16 protein-coding genes are annotated in these 17,124 nt (G+C 69.4%); 9 read left to right on the forward strand and 7 right to left on the reverse strand.

Annotated elements, in window-relative coordinates; genetic code table 11:
- Positions 1-102: 102 nt before the first annotated feature.
- From HJG44_RS03460 to HJG44_RS03470, 3 genes are all read right to left on the reverse strand, one after another.
- On the reverse strand, positions 103-786 hold the full coding sequence (locus HJG44_RS03460; protein WP_171216914.1) for a dihydrofolate reductase: 684 nt from the start codon (positions 784-786) through the stop codon (positions 103-105).
- 118 nt (positions 787-904) lie between these two features.
- Positions 905-1,390 (reverse strand): GNAT family N-acetyltransferase, encoded by a 486-nt coding sequence (locus HJG44_RS03465; protein ID WP_171216915.1) that lies wholly within the window; start codon positions 1,388-1,390, stop codon positions 905-907.
- Positions 1,391-1,395: 5 nt separating this feature from the next.
- A complete protein-coding gene (locus HJG44_RS03470) occupies positions 1,396-2,190 on the reverse strand; it encodes a thymidylate synthase (RefSeq protein ID WP_171216916.1) in 795 nt (264 codons plus the stop codon).
- Between the two features lie 245 nt (positions 2,191-2,435).
- Here HJG44_RS03470 and HJG44_RS03475 point away from each other — a divergent pair, with 245 nt between their 5' ends.
- Positions 2,436-3,014, forward strand: a complete 579-nt coding sequence (locus HJG44_RS03475; RefSeq protein ID WP_171216917.1) for an SspB family protein — start codon at positions 2,436-2,438, stop codon at positions 3,012-3,014.
- A gap of 3 nt (positions 3,015-3,017) precedes the next feature.
- Here HJG44_RS03475 and HJG44_RS03480 read toward each other — a convergent pair whose 3' ends face one another.
- Positions 3,018-4,445, reverse strand: a complete 1,428-nt coding sequence (locus tag HJG44_RS03480; RefSeq protein WP_171216918.1) for a cytochrome P450 — start codon at positions 4,443-4,445, stop codon at positions 3,018-3,020.
- Positions 4,446-4,488: 43 nt separating this feature from the next.
- Between HJG44_RS03480 and fumC the strand changes: the two genes are divergently transcribed.
- Positions 4,489-5,889 (forward strand): class II fumarate hydratase, encoded by a 1,401-nt coding sequence (gene fumC, locus HJG44_RS03485; RefSeq protein ID WP_171217293.1) that lies wholly within the window; start codon positions 4,489-4,491, stop codon positions 5,887-5,889.
- Positions 5,890-6,154: 265 nt separating this feature from the next.
- Here fumC and HJG44_RS03490 read toward each other — a convergent pair whose 3' ends face one another.
- On the reverse strand, positions 6,155-8,032 hold the full coding sequence (locus HJG44_RS03490) for an ABC-F family ATP-binding cassette domain-containing protein (protein ID WP_171216919.1): 1,878 nt from the start codon (positions 8,030-8,032) through the stop codon (positions 6,155-6,157).
- Between the two features lie 121 nt (positions 8,033-8,153).
- Between HJG44_RS03490 and HJG44_RS03495 the strand changes: the two genes are divergently transcribed.
- Positions 8,154-9,164 carry a Gfo/Idh/MocA family protein gene (locus tag HJG44_RS03495; protein ID WP_171216920.1) on the forward strand — a complete coding sequence of 337 codons (1,011 nt, stop codon included), beginning with the start codon at positions 8,154-8,156 and terminating at the stop codon, positions 9,162-9,164.
- A 43-nt stretch (positions 9,165-9,207) separates the two neighbouring features.
- Entirely contained in the window at positions 9,208-9,891 is a 684-nt protein-coding gene (locus HJG44_RS03500; RefSeq protein WP_171216921.1) for a Crp/Fnr family transcriptional regulator, read from the forward strand.
- Between the two features lie 2 nt (positions 9,892-9,893).
- Here the strand turns inward: HJG44_RS03500 and HJG44_RS03505 are convergent, their stop codons facing one another.
- Positions 9,894-10,532 carry a TetR/AcrR family transcriptional regulator gene (locus HJG44_RS03505; RefSeq protein WP_171216922.1) on the reverse strand — a complete coding sequence of 213 codons (639 nt, stop codon included), beginning with the start codon at positions 10,530-10,532 and terminating at the stop codon, positions 9,894-9,896.
- A 174-nt stretch (positions 10,533-10,706) separates the two neighbouring features.
- Here HJG44_RS03505 and HJG44_RS03510 point away from each other — a divergent pair, with 174 nt between their 5' ends.
- The 5 genes from HJG44_RS03510 (at position 10,707) to HJG44_RS03530 (ending at position 16,391) form a co-directional block, all read left to right on the forward strand.
- On the forward strand, positions 10,707-11,858 hold the full coding sequence (locus tag HJG44_RS03510) for an HlyD family secretion protein (RefSeq protein WP_171216923.1): 1,152 nt from the start codon (positions 10,707-10,709) through the stop codon (positions 11,856-11,858).
- Positions 11,859-11,863: 5 nt separating this feature from the next.
- A complete protein-coding gene (locus tag HJG44_RS03515; RefSeq protein ID WP_171216924.1) occupies positions 11,864-13,447 on the forward strand; it encodes a DHA2 family efflux MFS transporter permease subunit in 1,584 nt (527 codons plus the stop codon).
- Between the two features lie 78 nt (positions 13,448-13,525).
- Positions 13,526-14,671 carry an ABC transporter ATP-binding protein gene (locus tag HJG44_RS03520; RefSeq protein ID WP_171217294.1) on the forward strand — a complete coding sequence of 382 codons (1,146 nt, stop codon included), beginning with the start codon at positions 13,526-13,528 and terminating at the stop codon, positions 14,669-14,671.
- The gene (locus tag HJG44_RS03525; RefSeq protein WP_171216925.1) at positions 14,668-15,582 is read left to right on the forward strand and encodes an ABC transporter permease; all 915 of its coding nucleotides are present in this window, start codon (positions 14,668-14,670) and stop codon (positions 15,580-15,582) included. Before HJG44_RS03520 ends, HJG44_RS03525 begins: the two co-directional genes overlap by 4 nt.
- Complete coding sequence (locus HJG44_RS03530; protein ID WP_171216926.1) at positions 15,579-16,391, forward strand: ABC transporter permease; 813 nt, start codon at positions 15,579-15,581, stop codon at positions 16,389-16,391. The genes HJG44_RS03525 and HJG44_RS03530 overlap by 4 nt, the downstream gene beginning before the upstream one ends.
- Here the strand turns inward: HJG44_RS03530 and HJG44_RS03535 are convergent.
- Positions 16,372-17,097, reverse strand: a complete 726-nt coding sequence (locus HJG44_RS03535; protein ID WP_171216927.1) for a helix-turn-helix transcriptional regulator — start codon at positions 17,095-17,097, stop codon at positions 16,372-16,374. The genes HJG44_RS03530 and HJG44_RS03535 overlap by 20 nt on opposite strands.
- Between the last annotated feature and the right edge of the window lie 27 nt (positions 17,098-17,124).

A 17,124-nucleotide genomic window follows, 5' to 3' on the forward strand; every position in this document is an offset into this window, starting at 1 on the left:
CTTTGCCGCCTGTCTAGCAGTCAAGTTTCGCAGGTGGGAGTGAAAAGCCGTCGCGTCAACGGCGCGCAGCCAAACGCGGTTAAGCTTGAGGCGCTGCGGCGCTTAAGCCCGCTGGGGAATAGGCAGCTCGAACTGCTCTTCGGGCAGTCGCTCAAAGGAGGGGACCTTCTCGACTACCTGCTGCTTCAGCCAATCGGAGATGCGGAAATCCGAGACTAGAAAATCCGTCAATTCTCGCTGTCGGACAGATTTGAGGCGGCGCTCCAGAATGGAGATGCGGAACGGAAAGTCATCATCTTGGGAGCGTGGATAATCGCGCTCTTCAAGCGTTTTCCACTTTCTACCGTCAAATTTCTCATCAAAAAATGCATCTCCATCATCGAAATGACCGAAAACTTGAGTAAGAAATACCTTATTCACAAGATCTGCAAATACTTTATATATCTCCGCTCCGCCTATGATCATTAACTGGTTTCTCTCGTTTATTATTGAATATATATCAGCGAAGAAGAGCGCCGCCTCCCGGTTTTTGACCCATTTCAGCTCGTTTCCGTCGTTTCCATCTTGTCGGGAGACTACAATGTTCATTCTGTTGCGGAGGGGGTGCCCGATAGAATCAAAGGTCCGACGGCCCATCACCACCGCGTGCCCCTCTGTCACACTCCTAAAGAAGCGGAGATCGGTGCGCAGCCTCCATGGGAGCTTGTTCTCGCATCCGATTACGTGCTGGGGATGGCTCCTGGCCACCACGTAAGCGATCGAAGGCATCTTCACGGGTTTGGACATAAACTCTGGCTAAAACTGAGTAACGGTCGGGAGCCTCAATACGGGGCATCTCAAGGTGGGTCTGTAGCCCTCCGTCAATAGAGGCGGCAACACCGGAATGATGCGGTCCCGAGGAGAGTCATGACGGCTCCGACGCGAGTTGCGAGAGCGGCTCCCCGGCGAGCCGGTACCGCGTCCAGCCCGAAACGGGTTCCGCCCCGAGTGCGCGGTAGAAGCCGATCGACGGCTCGTTCCAGTCGAGCACCGACCATTCCAGGCGGCCCAGCTCCCCGTCGCGGCACCGCGCGGCAAGCCGCTCCAGCAGCGCCTTACCGAGGCCCTGGCCCCGATGGTCCGGCCGTACGAACAGGTCCTCCAGATAGATCCCGTGCCGTCCCTGGAAGGTGGAGAACGTGTAGTACCAGAGCGCGAACCCGGCCGGCTCGCCGGACCATTCGACGATGTCGCAGAAAATTCGCGGCTCGGGCCCGAACAGGGCGAGGTCCAGCACCGCGCCCGTTGCCTCGACGGCGTGCAGCAGCCTCTCGTACTCGGCCAGTTCGCGCACGAGCTGGAGCACGAGAGGCGCCTCGCCCGGCCGGGCGGGCCGGATGACGAGGCCCACCCCGTCTAGACCGCGATCGGCGCCCGGATCGCGGGCGCGGGGTCGTAGCCCTCCACGGCGACGTCCGCATAGGTGAAGTCGAAGATCGAGCGGATGGCCGGGTTGAGCTTCAGGCGGGGCAGGGGCCGCGGCTCGCGCTCGAGCTGCAGCCGCGCCTGGTCGAGGTGGTTCAGGTAGAGATGGGCGTCGCCGAAGCTGTGGACGAAGTCGCCGACCCCGAGCCCCGTCGCCTGCGCCATCATGTGCGTCAGGAGCGCGTAGGAGGCGATGTTGAACGGCACGCCGAGGAACACGTCGGCCGAGCGCTGGTAGAGCTGGCAGGAGAGCCGACCCTCGGCCACGTAGAACTGGAACAGGCAGTGGCAGGGCGCGAGCGCCATCCGGTCGAGATCGGCCGGGTTCCAGGCCGAGACGACGAGGCGGCGCGAATCCGGGTTGCGGCGGATCTCGCTCTCCACCCAGGCGATCTGGTCCACCGTGCCGCCGTCCGGCTTCTCCCAGGAGCGCCACTGCTTGCCGTAGACGGGGCCGAGATCGCCTCGCTCGTCGGCCCATTCGTCCCAGATCGTCACGCCGTTGTCCTGCAGGTAGCCGACATTGGTGTCGCCCTGCAGGAACCAGATCAGCTCGTGGACGATGGATTTCAGGTGCAGCTTCTTGGTCGTGACGAGCGGGAAGCCCTGCGACAGGTCGAACCGCATCTGGTGGCCGAAGACGGAGAGCGTGCCCGTCCCGGTGCGGTCGGTCTTGCGCACGCCCTCGGCGAGGATGCGGCGCAGGAGGTCGTGATAGGCCTGCATGTCGGAAGAAGTCCTCGGGCCCGACTTATCCGGGCCCTGCAGGCCGGCCGCAACCCGGAGCCCTCGCGGCGGCGGAGCTATCCCCCGATTCCGCGTCCCGCGGCGCCGCGCCGCAGGCGCGCCCGGGGCGTTGCCGCAATGCGGCATTCGCGGCCACTGTGCCGTCCTGCCACTTGACGGGCCTCCCGCCCGCCGGGCAACTCATGACGATCCCTGGCGGCTGGGGACAAGGTTCAGGACGCTCGATGTCGACGGATCTCATCCGGTACGACCTTCTCGTGCAGGAGGCGCTCAAGGGGGTCGTGCGGCGCGTCCTGGCGGATGCGGCGCGGGACGGCCTGCCGGGCGAGCATCATTTCTACGTGTCGTTCCGTACCGACCATGCCGGGGTGCGGCTCTCGCAGCGGCTGCGGGACAAGTACCCGCAGGACATGACGATCGTCCTCCAGCACCAGTTCGAGGCGCTCACGGTCAACGACCAGGCCTTCGAGGTCGGGCTGTCCTTCTCGGGCGTTCCCGAACGGCTGCGCGTGCCCTTCGACGCGCTCACCGGCTTCTTCGACCCCTCCGTCCAGTTCGGCCTCAAGTTCGAGACGAGCGATCCGGTCGAGGAGGCAGACGAGGCGGAGCCGGAAGGCCCGGCCGCCCAGCCCATCCCGCTCGCGCCGCCGAAGCCGAAGGGCAAGGGCACAGGGCCGAAGCTCGCCGCGCGCAAGACCGAATCGGCCGAGCGCGAGAAGCCGGCCAAGAAGGAGCCGGCGCCGGAGAGCGGCGGCGGCTCGGCCGAGGTCGTGAGCCTCGATTCGTTCCGCAAGAAGAGCTGACGGTCAGGCGTTCCGCCGGCCGATCCGCATCGGCAAGCCGCCGCCCGGCCGCAGCGTGACCCGCTGCACCGGCATGACCCGGTGGCCTTCCACCAGGGCGAAGCGGAGCTCCCGGACGAAGCGCGCGAGCACGATGACGGCCTCCTGTAGCGAGAAGGACGCCCCGATGCAGACGCGCGGCCCCGCCCCGAAGGGCAGGTAGGCGTAGCGGTCGATCGTCTCGCGCCGTCCCGGCATGAAGCGGTCGGGATCGAAATCGTCCGGCGCCTCCCACAGGGTGCGGTGCCGGTGCAGCACGTAGGGCGCGATCATGACGAGCGACCCGGCCGGGATTCGCATCCCGCCGAGCCGATCCTCGCCGATCGCGGCGCGGCTCATGAAGGGGACGGGCGGATAGAGCCGCATCGCCTCGTCCACGACGGCGCGCGTGAAGGCGAGCCGGTCGAGGGAAGGCGGGGCGTCCGGCCCGTCCGCGAAGGCGGTCTCGACCTCCCGCTCCACCCGGGCGCGCACCTCCGGTGCCCCGGATAGGAGAAAGAGCGACCAGGAGAGCGCGTTCGCGGTCGTCTCGTGGCCCGCCCCGATGAAGGTGACGATGTTCGCCCGGACCTCCAGGTCGGTCAGGCCCTGCCCGGTCTCCGGGTCGGTCGCCTTCAGGAGCAGCGTCAGCAGGTCCTCCGGAGCCGCCCTGCCCGAGGCCAGAAGACGCCTGCGCGCCTCGATCAGCTCGGTCACGATCTCGTCGAAGAAGCGCAGGGCTGGCCGCGCGCGGATGCGGCCGATCCGGGGCAGCCAGTCCGGCAGGCCGAACACGTCCAGCGGGTCGACGGGGCCGATCGCGTCGAAATAGCGGGTGATGGCGCGCCCGAGCGCATCGGGATCGCGCGCGAGCCCGTGCGTGAAGATGGTCCGCTCCAGCACGTCGAGCGTGACCCGCGTCATCTCCACGGCCACGTCCACGGTCCGACCGTCGCCGCGGCGGAGCAGGCGCCGGACGAGCCGCCGGGCGGCCTCGTCCATGGCGGGCGCGAAGCCCGCGACGTGGCGCGGCGCGAAGAGCGGCGCGAGGGCGCGCCTCTGCGCCCGCCATTCCTCGCCCTCCGCGGTCAGGAGACCGTTGGCGAGGCCCGGCGCCAGCACGCGCCGCTGCAGGTCGTCCTTGCGGTAGTTCCTGGCATTGTCGACGAGGACGTGCCGGATCGCGGCCGGATCGCTCAGCACCGTGATGCGGCCGAGCACGCCCTGGGCGGCGAGAATCGGCTTCTCGAAATGCTCCTCCGTCCAGCTCTCCAGCGGGTTTTCGCGCGCGGCCCGGAAGAACGTGAAGAGGTCCGGCGGGCGGCGCAGGGGACGCGGCGCGGGCGGCCGGAAGAGCCGCGTTCCGGAATGGATTGCGTCCGGGCGCGCCGTGGAGGAAGAAGCGGCCGTCATCCGCCAAAGTTAGTCCGAAGCCCGGCGATCAGAAGAGGCCATGATGTCACCTGCAGGAGAGACGCGCACCGAGTCCGACACGTTCGGGCCCATCGAGGTGCCGGCCCATCGCTACTGGGGCGCGCAGACGCAGCGCTCGATCCAGAACTTCAGGATCGGCGGCGAGCGCATGCCGATCCCTCTCGTGCGCGCGCTCGGGCTCGTGAAACAGGCCGCCGCGCTCGTGAACAAGGACCTGGGTGAGCTCGATCCCAAGATCGCCGACGCCATCGCGGCGGCTGCCGCCGACGTGGTCGCCGGCAAGCACGACGACGAGTTCCCCCTCGTCGTCTGGCAGACCGGCTCCGGCACGCAGTCCAACATGAACGCCAACGAGGTGATCGCGGCCATCGCCAACGAGGCGCTCGGCGGCAAGCGCGGCGGCAAGTCCCCCGTCCACCCGAACGACCACGTCAATCGCGGCCAGTCCTCGAACGATTCCTTCCCGACCGCGATGCATATCGCGGCCGCCCGGGAGATCCACGAGCGGCTTCTGCCGGCGCTCCGCCACCTCCACAAGGCGCTGGACGACAAGGCGAAGGAATTCGCCGACATCATCAAGATCGGCCGCACCCACACGCAGGATGCCACGCCCGTCACGCTCGGCCAGGAATTCTCGGGCTACGCCGCGCAGGTGGCGCTCGGCATCGCCCGGATCGAGGCGACGCTGCCCGGCCTCTATGCGCTCGCGCAGGGCGGCACGGCCGTCGGCACGGGGCTGAACGCGCACCCGAAATTCGCCGAGGCCTTCGCGGCCAAGGTCGCCGAGCTCACGGGCCTCCCCTTCGTGACGGCGCCGAACAAGTTCGAGGCGCTCGCCTCCAACGACGCGCTCGTCTTCACGCAGGGCGCCTTCACGGCGCTGGCGGCCGGCCTGTTCAAGATCGCCAACGACATCCGCTTCCTCGGCTCGGGCCCGCGCTCGGGGCTCGGCGAGCTGAGCCTGCCGGAGAACGAGCCCGGCTCTTCGATCATGCCGGGCAAGGTGAACCCGACCCAGGCGGAGGCGCTGACCATGGTCTGCTGCCAGGTCGTCGGCAACAACGCGACCGTCGCGATGGCCGGCAGCCAGGGCCATTTCGAGCTGAACGTGTTCAAGCCGGTCATCATCAACGCCGTGCTGCAATCCTCCCGCCTGCTCGGCGACGCGGCGATCAGCTTCGCCGACAATTGCGTCGTCGGGATCAAGGCGAACCGCGAGCGGATCGCGGAGCTGATGAGCCGCTCGCTGATGCTGGTCACGGCGCTCGCGCCCTCCATCGGCTACGACAACGCCGCCAAGATCGCGAAGACCGCCCACAAGAACGGGACGACGCTGAAGGAGGAGGCCATCAATCTCGGCCTCGTCACGGCGGAGGAGTTCGACCGGGTGGTCCGGCCGGAGGACATGCTCGCCCCGCATTGAGGGGGGCGCCTCTCCGCACTTTCCGCTCCCGGGACGGACGGCGCGTGCCCGCTCGTGCCCACCTCTCCCCTTGCGGGAGAGGTCGAGTCGACCGCGGCAGCGGGCGACCGGGTGAGGGGGTCGACCCCCAATCCGCCCTTCGCTGACGCGAAGGGCACCTTCTCCCGCAAGGGGGAGAAGGAAACGCTCACCTCCCGCTCATACCGGCGAAAGCCGGAATCCAGCCAGCCCCGGCACCGGCCTGCGTGAGCGGAGGTGCAGCTCGCTACCCCACCCCCTCCAGCTCGCCCGAAAGCGCGAGCCATTCGTCCTCCGCCGCGGCGAGGGACTTGGCCGCCTCGGCCCGCATGCGGGCGAGCTCGTTGGCCTTCTTCTTGTCCGTCTCGTAGGCCGAGCCGTCGGCCAGCGCCTTGTCGACCTTGGCGATGACGCCGGAGAGCCGCTCGATGCGGGCCTCGAGCACCTCGAGCTGCTTCTTCTTCGGCTCGGCCGACTTGCGGCGCTCGGCCGCCTGGCGCCGGTCCTCGGCACGGGAGAGGGGCTCCTCCTCCGGCTCGGGGGCGGTCCTGGCCGGCTTCTTCTCGCCGCCGGAGAGGACGAAGCGGCGGTAATCGTCCATGTCGCCGTCGAAGGTCGAGACGGTGCCGTCGGCGACGAGCCAGAGCCGGTCGGCGCAGGCCTCGATCAGGAAGCGGTCGTGGCTGACGAGGATCACGGCGCCCTCGTAGTCGTTGATCGCCTCCATCAGGGCGGTGCGGCTGTCGATGTCGAGATGGTTCGTCGGCTCGTCGAGGATGAGCAGATGCGGCTTGTTGAAGGCCGCAAGACCCATCATGAGCCGGGCCTTCTCGCCGCCCGAGATCTGCGAGACGGGCGTGTCCGCCTTCGGCCCCTGGAAGCCGAGCCGGGCGCAGCGGGCGCGGATCTTCGATTCCGGCTGGCCCGGCATGCGGGCGGCGACATGGGCGTATGGGGTCGGCGCGCCTGACAGCTCGTCGAGCTGGTGCTGGGCGAAATAGGCGACCTCGAGCTTGTTGGAGCGGGTCACCGTTCCCGAGAGCGGCTCGAGCTTGCCGGCGAGCACCTTGCAGAAGGTCGACTTGCCGTTGCCGTTCGAGCCGAGCAGCGCGATGCGGTCGTCCGGCAGGAGCGTGAGGTCGAGCCGCCTCAGGACCGTGCGGTCGCCATAGCCCGCCTCGACCCGGTCCATGGCGATGATCGGGGGCGAGAGCGGGCGCTCGGGCGAGGGGAGGTCGAAGGGCAGGACGTTGTCCTCCACGACCAGCGAGGCCGGTTCGAGCTTCGCCAGCCGCTTGATGCGCGACTGCGCCTGCCTGGCCTTCGAGGCCTTGGCGCGGAACCGGTCGACGAAGGCCTGGAGGTGCTTGCGCTCGGCCTCCTGCTTGGCTGCGAACTTGGCCTCCAGCCGCCGTTTCTCGGCGAGCTGGCGGGCGAAGGAGGAATAGCCGCCGCGCCAGAGCGAGAGCTTGCCCCGGTCGAGATGGAGGATGTGGTCGACGCAGGTGTCGAGGAGCTCCCTGTCGTGGCTGATGACGAGCACCGTGTGCGGGTAGCGCGCCAGATAGTCGTAGAGCCAGAGCGTGCCTTCGAGGTCGAGATAGTTGGTCGGCTCGTCGAGGAGGAGCAGGTCGGGCTCGGTGAAGAGGACGGCCGCGAGCGCGACCCGCATGCGCCAGCCGCCCGAGAAGGCGGAACACGGACGCGCCTGCGCCGCCGCGTCGAAGCCGAGCCCGTGCAGGATGGCGGCTGCCCGGGCCGGCGCGGAATAGGCGTCGATGTCGACCAGCCGCGTCTCGATCTCGGCGCGGCGCATCCCATCGGCGTGCTCGGCCTCGGCGAGGAGCGCGGCGCGCTCCCTGTCGGCCGCGAGCACGACGTCGAGCAGCGTTTCCGGCCCGCCCGGCGCCTCCTGCGCCACCGCCCCGATGCGCACGCCGCGGGGCAGCGCGACCGCGCCGCCCTCGCTCGCGATCTCGCCGAGGATCAGCCGGAACAGGGTCGTCTTGCCCGCCCCGTTGCGGCCGACGAGCCCGACCCGCGCTCCCGCGGGCAGCGCAACGGTCGCGCGGTCGAGCAGCAGCCGCTCGCCGATGCGATAGCTCAGTTCGTTCAGGTGGAGCATGGGCCCGTCATGGCGTCTGGCCGTGTCCGGAGCAAGGCCGCATCCTCGCCTCGACCCCGGGGGCCCGTCGGGCTAGAAGCGCTCGCCCTCCGCCGAGAGGAGGCGTTACGGTTGGACGAGATTGGGACAGTCGAGCGGGACGGCGCGGGTCGTCGTCGTCGGATGCGGCCGGTGGGGCCGCAACCACGTCAGGAACTATGCGGAGCTCGGAGCTCTCGCCGGGGTGGTGGACCGGCACCCGGAGCGGGCGGCGGCCATGGCCGAGGCGCACGGGGTGCCGGCCCTGTCCCTCGAGGACGCGATCGGCTCCTCGGACGTCTCGGGGATCGTGTTCGCGCTGCCCCCGTCCCAGAACCTGCCGCTCGGCCTCCGCGTGCTGGAGGCCGGCAAGCACCTGTTCGTCGAGAAGCCGCTCGCGCTCTCCGTCTCCGAGGGCGCGAGGCTCTGCGCGGCCGCGGAGGCAGGCCGCCGGGTGCTGATGGTCGGGCACATCCTCCGGTACCATCCGGCTTTCGCGGCCCTCCTCGGGCTGGTCCATGGAGGGCGGCTCGGGCGGGTGCGCTCGATCGTCTCCACCAGGCTCGACCTGGGCGCCATCCGCCGCGAGGAGGATGCGCTCTGGGCGCTCGCCCCGCACGACGTCTCCATGGTGCTGGCGCTGACCGGGGCCGAGCCGGACCGCGTGAGCGCGTTCGGCGGCTACCATACGCATTCCGACATAGCCGACACGGCCACGCTGGCCCTTCGCTTCCCGGGCGGCGCGGCCGCGGAGATACGCTCCTCCTGGCTCCATCCCTACAAGGAGCAGCGCCTCGTCGTGGTCGGGACGGAGGCCATGGCGGTCTTCGACGACCGCGAGCCTTGGCCCCGGAAGCTCGCGTTCCATCCATATCGGATCGTCGAGACCGGGGGCACCGCGCTGATCGAGCGCGGCGAGCCCGAGGCCGTTCCGGTCGAGGAGGGCGAGCCGCTCCGGCTTGAATGCCGGCAGTTTCTCCGGAGCATCGCCTCGGGCGAGCCCCCGCCCACGGATGGCCGGGAGGCGCTGCGCGTGCTCCGGGTGCTCGAGGCGGGCAGCGCGGCGTTGCTGTCCGGTTGCCAAGCAACATCGCCGCAACACTATAAAGCTTGACTCCCGCGGGCGATCCGGCAGCGATGCCGCCCGGGGGAACTACATGAACCGTCTGGCCGGCATTCCGCTGTTCAAGGACGCGGAGATCGATCTCTCTCGCTTCGAGACGCGCGTACGCTGGCGGAACTTCCTGCCGGGCGAAATCCTGGTCGATTTCGACGATCCCTCGCGGGACGTCTTCTTTCTCAACTCCGGCGACGTTCGCGTCCTCATCCGGACGCGCTCCGGCAAGGAGGTCATCCTCGGCGAGATGAAGCCCGGCGCGCTCTTCGGCGAGCTCGCGGCGCTGGACGGGGTGAAGCGCTCGGCCAACGTCACCGCGCTCACCCGGGGCGAGGTCTGCGTGATGTCCGCCCCGGTCTTCCAGGAGATCGTGTTCGGCGCCCCGACCGTCGCGGGCCGGGTCTTCCGCCTGCTGACGAGCCGGGTGCGCGAGCTCGACGCCCGTCTCATGGAGCAGACGGTGCTCGATCTGCGCCACCGGCTCTATTCGGAACTGCTGCGCCTCTCCGTGCCGCGGCAGGGAAGCGAGACGGAGCGGGTGGTGACGCCTCCGCCCTTCCACCACGTGCTGGCGGCGCGGATCGGCTGCCGTCGCGAGCAGGTCACGCGGGAATTCACCGCCATGGACCAGGAGGGCCTGATCGAGCGCAAGCGCGGCGCCCTCGTCCTGAAGCGGCCCGACATCCTGCACGCCCGCGTCCAGGCGGCGCTCCGGGAGGAATAGGCTCAGGCCGTCCCGTAGGCGGCGAAGAAGACGGTCAGGGCAGCCTCGATCTCGCGCGCGATGTCGTCGGCCTCCGGCTTCGGGCCGACGCCGAAGATCGCCCGCCGGAACAGGTTCGTCGAGCAGAGGCTGAGGAACTGCTCGGCGGCGGTCCGGGTATCGTCGATCCGCAGACGGCCCGCCGCGACCTGCGCGTCCAGATAGGCCTGCAGGCGGCGGGCGCCGGTCTGCGGCCCGGCCTCGTAGAAGGCGCGCCCGAAGCGGGGGAACTTGTCCGTCGCGCCGATCACCATGCGGATGGACGAGATGTGGTCAGGCCGCAGCATCGCCTCCAGGAAGGAGATGCCGAGCCGCCGCATGGCCGAGCGCACGTCGGGGTCGCTCTCGTCGAGCCGGAAGAGCGCCTCGGCCAGCCCCGCCTTCTCCTCGAGAGTCAGCGCCTCGAACAGCGCCTCCTTCGAGTCGAAATACACATAGAGCGTTCCCTTGGAGACCCGCGCCGCCTTCGCGATCTCCCCCATGCTCGCGCCGTCGAATCCGGCGGACAGGAAGATGCGGCGCGCACCCTCGAGGATCTGGCGGCGCTTGGCGCTGTCGGTCCCGCATGTCTCCGGTGGGGGTTCGAGCGTGTCTGTGGCCATGAGCTTCCGTCGGTTCATTGACCGAACCGTTCGGTCAACATATATGGTCGAGGTCCCGGAGGTCAATTCCGGGCCGGACCGGCGGTCGGGCCGGTCCGTCGGGAGTGATCGATGTTACGGTCAGGCGACCTTTCCTCACCTTCGAAACCTGACGTTCCCAGCGAGGCTCCGGACATGAGCCGCGGCGCATCGAGCCCCGTCGGGACCGCCGAGGTCGCGGCCTCGCGCAGCGGGCGCGAGGCTGCCGGGGATGGACATGCCGGAGCGCGCGGACCCTCGCGCAAGCGCGTCGTCCTGGTCGCGCTGCTCGCGGTTGCGCTGCTTGCCGGCGGCTATTTCGGCTACGGCTGGTGGACGCATGGGCGCTTCTTCGTCTCGACCGACGACGCCTATGTGGGGGCGGATGTGACGATCCTGGCCGCGAAGGCCTCGGGTTATGTCACGGCCGTGGAGGTGGAGAACAACCAGAACGTCCAGGCAGGGCAGGTGATCGCCCGGATCGACGACGGGGATTATCGGCTCGCTCTCAAGGCGGCGCAGGACAGGGTGGCGACCCAGGAGGCCGCGATCGAGCGGATCGGCCGCCAGATCGAGGCCGCGGAGGCGCAGGTCCGGCAGGCGGAACCCCAGATCGCCGCCGCGAGGGCCGATGCCGTGCGCACGGCCGCGGATTACGAGCGCCAGGCGAGGCTGTCCCAGTCCGATTTCGCCTCGCGCGCGCGGCTGGAACAGTCGCTGGCCGACCGCGATCGGGCCGCGGCCAACGTGCAGGCCGCGGAGGCGGCCCTTGTGGCGGCACGCGCCAACGTGGCCGTGCTCAGGGCGCAGAAGGACGAGGCCGAGCGTGTCGCGGCCGAGTACCGGACCGCGGCGGCGCGCGCCGAGCGCGACCTCTCCTTCACGGTCGTGCGGGCGCCCGTCTCGGGCGTCGTGGGCAACCGCGCCGTCGAGGTCGGCGCCTATGTCCAGCCCGGCACCCGCCTCGCGGCGCTGGTCCCGCTCGACACGGTGCGGGTGGACGCCAACTTCAAGGAGACCCAGCTCGCCAGGATCAGGCCGGGGCAGCGGGTCGAACTCGAGGTGGACGCCTTCCCAGGACGCGAGTTTCCGGGCGTGGTCGAGAGCATCGCGCCGGCATCCGGCGCCCAGTTCAGCCTGCTGCCGCCGGAGAACGCCACGGGCAACTTCACCAAGATCGTCCAGCGGGTCCCCGTCCGCATCAAGGTCGACCCCGGCGTCGCCGAGGAGGCGGTCCTGCGTCCGGGTCTGTCGGTCGTGGTGCGCGTGGATTCCCGCGATCCGCGGACCGAGCAGGCGTCCAGGTAGCCGCCATGGCGGGCGCAGCGCTCGCGACCCCCGCCCCGGAGGCGGCGGCCGCTCCGGCCGGGGAGGGGCGGAAGCTCTTCGCCTTCCTCTGCATGGTCTTCGGGATGTTCATGGCCATCCTGGACATCCAGATCGTCTCGGCCTCGCTCGCCGAGATCCAGGCCGGTATCTCCGCCTCGGCGGACGAGATCTCCTGGGTGCAGACCTCGTATCTCATCGCCGAGGTCATCATGATCCCCCTCTCGGGGATGCTGTCGCGCGTGCTCTCCACGCGGTGGATGTTCGTGATCTCGGCGGCGGGCTTCACCATGATGAGCCTGCTCTGCGCGACGGCCTCCTCGATCAACCAGATGATCGTGTACCGCGCGCTGCAGGGCTTCATCGGCGGCGGCATGATCCCGACCGTCTTCGCCTCGGCCTACACGATCTTCCGGCCGGAGCAGCGCAACGTGGTGACGCCGATCATCGGCCTGGTGGCGACGCTCGCCCCGACCATCGGCCCGACGGTGGGCGGCTACCTCACGGACCTGTTCTCCTGGCACTGGCTCTTCCTCGTGAACATCGTGCCTGGGATCTTCGTCACCGTCGCGACCTATCTCCTGGTCGATTTCGACGAGCCGGACCTCGATCTGTTCAAGAGCTTCGACTGGACCGGGCTGGCGCTCATGGCGGCGTTCCTCGGCTGCCTCGAATTCGTGCTCGAGGAAGGGCCGGTCAACGACTGGTTCGAGGACGAGGCCATCCTGATCGGGACGGTCATCTGCGTCGGGGCGGGCCTCGGCTTCTTCTGGCGCATGTTCGCGGCGCGCCAGCCGATCGTGGATCTCTATGCCTTCGCAAACCGCAATTTCGCGGCCGGCTGCGCGTTCAGCTTCGTGATGGGCATCGGCCTCTACGGCCTCACGTATCTGTACCCGATCTATCTCGGTCGCGTGCGCGGCTATTCGGCTCTGCAGATCGGCGAGACCATGTTCGTCACCGGCATCTGCATGTTCCTCACGGCGCCCATTGCCGGCCGGCTGATCGGCAAGGTCGATCCGCGCGCCATGATGGCGGCGGGCTTCATCGGGTTCGGGCTCGGGACCTGGTGGGCGTCGTACATCACCAAGGACTGGGATTTCTGGGAGCTCCTCGTTCCGCAGGTCCTCCGCGGCGTGTCGCTGATGATCTGCATGATCCCGATCAACAACATCGCTCTCGGCACGCTCCCGCCGGATCGCATGAAGAACGCCTCCGGCCTGTTCAACCTGACGCGGAATCTCGGCGGCGCGGTGGGGCTGGCGCTCATCAACACCCTCCTCAACAACCGGTGGGACCTGCATCTCGCCCGCTTGCACGAGAAGGTCACCTGGAGCCGCTCGGTCGCGAACGAGACGCTGCAGACGATGACGGGCGCCTATGCCCGGCTCGGCTCGGATGCGAGCCTCGCGGGGCTGAAGACCGTGGCCGGAATGGTCCGCCAGCAGGCGCTCGTGATGTCCTTCGCGGACGTCTTCCTGATCATGACCCTGCTGTTCGGCTCGCTCGCGCTGCTGACGCCGTTCATCCAGCGGCCGAAGCTCGGAGCCGCGCCCGCCGACGCGCATTGAGGCCGCCGCACGGCTTCGCTAGTGTCGCGCCGGTCACAAGGCGCGAGGTTCGACGACATCTTGTTCTTCCGGCGAGGTTTGGCCGATCCGGCGACGGACGGCTTCGGGGCGAACGCTCCTGGGGACACGCGGGGCGATCCGAAAACCCTCATCCGATTCGAGGCCGTCACGAAGCGCTTCGGGGCTCTGACGGCCGTCGACGGCCTGACGCTCGACATCTGGGAGGGCGAATTCTTCTGCCTGCTCGGCCCGTCCGGCTGCGGAAAGAGCACGCTTCTGCGTCTCCTTGCCGGCTTCGAGCATCCGGAAGACGGCCGCATCCTGCTGGACGGCCGCGATATCGCGGAGGAGCCGCCGCACCGGCGGCCTCTCAACATGATGTTCCAGTCCTATGCGCTGTTCCCGCACCTGACGGTCGCCCGCAACATCGCCTACGGGCTCGAGCGCGCCTCCCTGGCCAAGGCGGAGATCGCGGAGCGCGTGGCGGAGATGCTTCGTCTCGTCCGGCTGGAGGGGCTCGGGGACCGCTATCCGGGCCAGATCTCCGGCGGCCAGCGCCAGCGCGTGGCCTTGGCCCGCGCGCTCGCCCGCAGGCCGCGCGTCCTGCTTCTCGACGAGCCGCTCGGCGCGCTGGACCGTCGCCTGCGTGAGGAGACCCAGGCGGAACTGAAGGCGCTGCAGCACCGGATCGGGACGACTTTCGTCATGGTCACGCACGACCAGGACGAGGCCATGAGCATGGCGGACCGCATCGGGGTCATGGAGCGGGGGCGGATGGCGCAGGTCGGGCCGCCGCGCGAGGTCTACGAGCGCCCGGCGAGCCGCTTCGTGGCGGGTTTCCTGGGCGACGTGAATCTCGCGGACGCCAAGCTCGTCGCGAGCGACGGCGGCCTCGTCCGCGTCCTGACCTCCTGGTCCGAAAACCCGCTCGCGGTGGCCGCGGAGGTGGGCGGCGCCGCCTCCGGTGCGGCCCGCACGCTTGCGATCAGGCCCGAGAAGATCCGGTTCGCCGCCGAACGGGAACATGGCCCGGGTCTCAACCGCCTGCCCGGCCGCATCGTCGGCGAAAGCTATTTCGGCGTGGAGACCGTGTTCCGGGTCGAGGTCGCGCCCGGACAGGTCCTCCGGGTCTCCCGTCCGAACGAGCGCGCCCCCGCAGGCATGGCCGAAGGCGCCGCGGTCGAGCTCGTCTTCCCTCCCGATTCGGCGGTCCTGCTGCCATGAGCGAGGCCCGTGCAGCCGCGGTCGGCCGGCCGCTGGTGCTCTTTCCGCCCTTCCTTTGGCTGGCGCTCTTCTTCCTCGCGCCGTTCGCCATCGTCCTGAAGATCAGCCTGTCGGAGCCCGCCACCGCCCAGCCGCCATACCGGCCGCAGCTTCCATGGAGCCTCGACCCGGAAAGATGGCGCGCCTTCGTGGAAGGGCTCGGGCTGGAGAACTACCGGACCCTGCTCGCGGACGACCTGTACTGGGGAGCCGGGCTGGCCTCGCTCGGCCTCGCGGCCGTCTCGACGCTCCTGCTGCTGGCCGTGGGCTATCCGATCGCGCTCGCGATGGCCCGCGCCTCGGCCGCGTGGCGGCCGATCCTCGTTGCCCTGATCATCGTGCCGTTTTGGACGAGCCTCCTCATCCGGGTCTATGCCTGGATGGCGATCCTGAGCCCCGAGGGCTTTCTCAACCGGGCCCTCCTGGCGCTCGGCATCGTGGGCGAGCCGCTGCAGATCCTCAACACGAACGCGGCGGTGCTTCTCGGGCTCGTCTATTCGTACCTGCCCTTCATGATCCTGCCGCTCTATGCGAGCCTCGAGCGGCAGGACCCGACGCTCGCGGAGGCTGCCTCCGATCTCGGCGCCTCGCCTCTCGTGACGTTCTGGACCGTCACCTTTCCGCTGTCGCGACCCGGGATCGTGGCCGGAGCTCTCCTGTGCTTCATTCCGATCGTAGGCGAGTTCATCGTCCCCGACCTTCTGGGCGGCTCGGAGACGCTGATGCTCGGCCGTACCCTGTGGAGCGAGTTCTTCTCCAACCGCGACTGGCCGCTCGCCTCGGCGGTGGCCGTGGTGATGACGGTGCTGCTGGTCGGGCCGATCGTGGCCTATCGCAACGCCGAGGCGCGCAGGCTGGAGCCCCGGGGATGAGGCGCAGCCGTTTCACCTGGTTCAACGGCGTCGCCCTCGCGCTCGGGCTCGCCTTTCTCTACGTGCCCCTGGCGCTCGTCGTCCTCTATTCGTTCAACGGCTCGCGCCTCGTGACCGTCTGGGGCGGGTTCTCCACCCGCTGGTACGGGGCGCTGCTTGCCAACGAGCCTCTCAAGGAGGCGGCCTGGACGTCGCTGAAGATCGCGGTCGCCTCCTCCGCGCTCGCCACGCTTCTCGGGACGCTCGCGGCCTACGCGCTCGTCCGGCACGGCCGGTTCCGCAGCCGGACGCTTTTCACCGGCATGCTCTACGCGCCGATGGTCATGCCGGAGGTGATCACCGGGCTCTCGCTCCTCCTGCTCTTCGTCGCGCTCGGCCTCGAGCGGGGCTTCTGGACCGTGACGGTCGCGCATACGACGCTCACCCTGGCCTTCGTGGCCGTGGTCGTGCAGGCGCGCCTGGTCGATCTCGACCGAACCCTCGAGGAGGCTGCGGCGGATCTCGGGGCGCAGCCGGTCGCGGCCTTCCTGACCGTGACGCTTCCCCTGATCGCGCCCGCCGTCGGGGCGGGATTCCTGCTCGCCTTCACGCTGTCCTTCGACGACCTGGTCCTGGCGAGCTTCACGTCCGGTCCCGGCTCCACGACGCTGCCCATGCTGATCTACAGCAGCGTCCGGCTCGGGGTGACGCCCGAGATCAACGCGGCCTCGAGCCTCATGATGGGCTTCGTCGCCATGCTTCTCCTGGCCGCGGCCGTGATGTCCCGACGCCGGGGACGCGGCGCGGCGGTCAGATCAGGTCGCGGCTGAGCGCGAGCGCTACCGCATGCGCCCGCGTGCGGGCGTCGAGCCGGCGCTTCGCGTTTTCGACATGGGAATGCGCCGTTGCGGGGGAGATGCCGAGCGCGGCCGCGATGCCGGCATCGTCCAGCCCTCGCGCGACCAGCGTGAGCGCCTGGCGCTCACGCTGGGTCAGGGTGTCCGTCCCCGGGCTCGGCGCCTCGGCCAGCCGCCGCGCCGCCTCGAAGGCGGTCAGCGAGATCGCGACGGCCTCGGCCCGCTTCTCGGCCGAGAGATCGAGCCGCGGCGCCGCGAGGCTGATGATCCCGCGCCCCGGCCCGGGTCCGTGGACCGGAACGACGAGACCGTCGTGCCAGCCGAACTCGGCCGCGGCCGCAAAGATCGCCGGGCAGGCATCGGGCTGCTCCGCCCTGATCTCCGTCCAGGTGAAGGTCCGCGGGCTGCGGAGGGCCTCCAGCACGGCGATGTCCTCGTTGGCGAAGCCGCGCGCCGCATAGAGCTCGAGCCAGGCGCGCGGCCATTGGAGCAGGAGGAAGCCGCCGGGCCGCGGCTCGCCCCGGAGCATCCCGGCCGCAAACGCATTGAAGCCGAAGCGGCCGAGCTCCTTTCGGAACAGAGCGTTCAGGTCCTCCAGGCATGAAGCCCGGAACGCGTCCTGGGCGAAGCGCCTGATCTCCGGGGCTGGTCCGGACAGGTCGTCGTAGAGCTGGCGCATGCGGAGGACGATCGGCGGACGGAGGAC

Source organism: Enterovirga aerilata (assembly GCF_013044135.1).
In the GTDB taxonomy this organism is placed as follows: Bacteria; Pseudomonadota; Alphaproteobacteria; order Rhizobiales; family Beijerinckiaceae; genus Enterovirga; species Enterovirga aerilata.

What these genes read in the sequence shown, in the direction of transcription:
- HJG44_RS03500 (WP_171216921.1), top strand. Translation starts at nt 9,208, where the DNA reads ATGAACCGTCTGGCCGGCATTCCGCTGTTCAAGGACGCGGAGATCGAT.
- HJG44_RS03470 (WP_171216916.1), bottom strand. Translation starts at nt 2,190, where the DNA reads ATGCAGGCCTATCACGACCTCCTGCGCCGCATCCTCGCCGAGGGCGTG.
- HJG44_RS03505 (WP_171216922.1), bottom strand. Translation starts at nt 10,532, where the DNA reads ATGGCCACAGACACGCTCGAACCCCCACCGGAGACATGCGGGACCGAC.
- HJG44_RS03510 (WP_171216923.1), top strand. Translation starts at nt 10,707, where the DNA reads ATGAGCCGCGGCGCATCGAGCCCCGTCGGGACCGCCGAGGTCGCGGCC.
- HJG44_RS03535 (WP_171216927.1), bottom strand. Translation starts at nt 17,097, where the DNA reads ATGCGCCAGCTCTACGACGACCTGTCCGGACCAGCCCCGGAGATCAGG.
- HJG44_RS03475 (WP_171216917.1), top strand. Translation starts at nt 2,436, where the DNA reads ATGTCGACGGATCTCATCCGGTACGACCTTCTCGTGCAGGAGGCGCTC.
- HJG44_RS03490 (WP_171216919.1), bottom strand. Translation starts at nt 8,032, where the DNA reads ATGCTCCACCTGAACGAACTGAGCTATCGCATCGGCGAGCGGCTGCTG.
- fumC (WP_171217293.1), top strand. Translation starts at nt 4,489, where the DNA reads ATGTCACCTGCAGGAGAGACGCGCACCGAGTCCGACACGTTCGGGCCC.
- HJG44_RS03525 (WP_171216925.1), top strand. Translation starts at nt 14,668, where the DNA reads ATGAGCGAGGCCCGTGCAGCCGCGGTCGGCCGGCCGCTGGTGCTCTTT.
- HJG44_RS03460 (WP_171216914.1), bottom strand. Translation starts at nt 786, where the DNA reads ATGTCCAAACCCGTGAAGATGCCTTCGATCGCTTACGTGGTGGCCAGG.
- HJG44_RS03530 (WP_171216926.1), top strand. Translation starts at nt 15,579, where the DNA reads ATGAGGCGCAGCCGTTTCACCTGGTTCAACGGCGTCGCCCTCGCGCTC.
- HJG44_RS03480 (WP_171216918.1), bottom strand. Translation starts at nt 4,445, where the DNA reads ATGACGGCCGCTTCTTCCTCCACGGCGCGCCCGGACGCAATCCATTCC.
- HJG44_RS03515 (WP_171216924.1), top strand. Translation starts at nt 11,864, where the DNA reads ATGGCGGGCGCAGCGCTCGCGACCCCCGCCCCGGAGGCGGCGGCCGCT.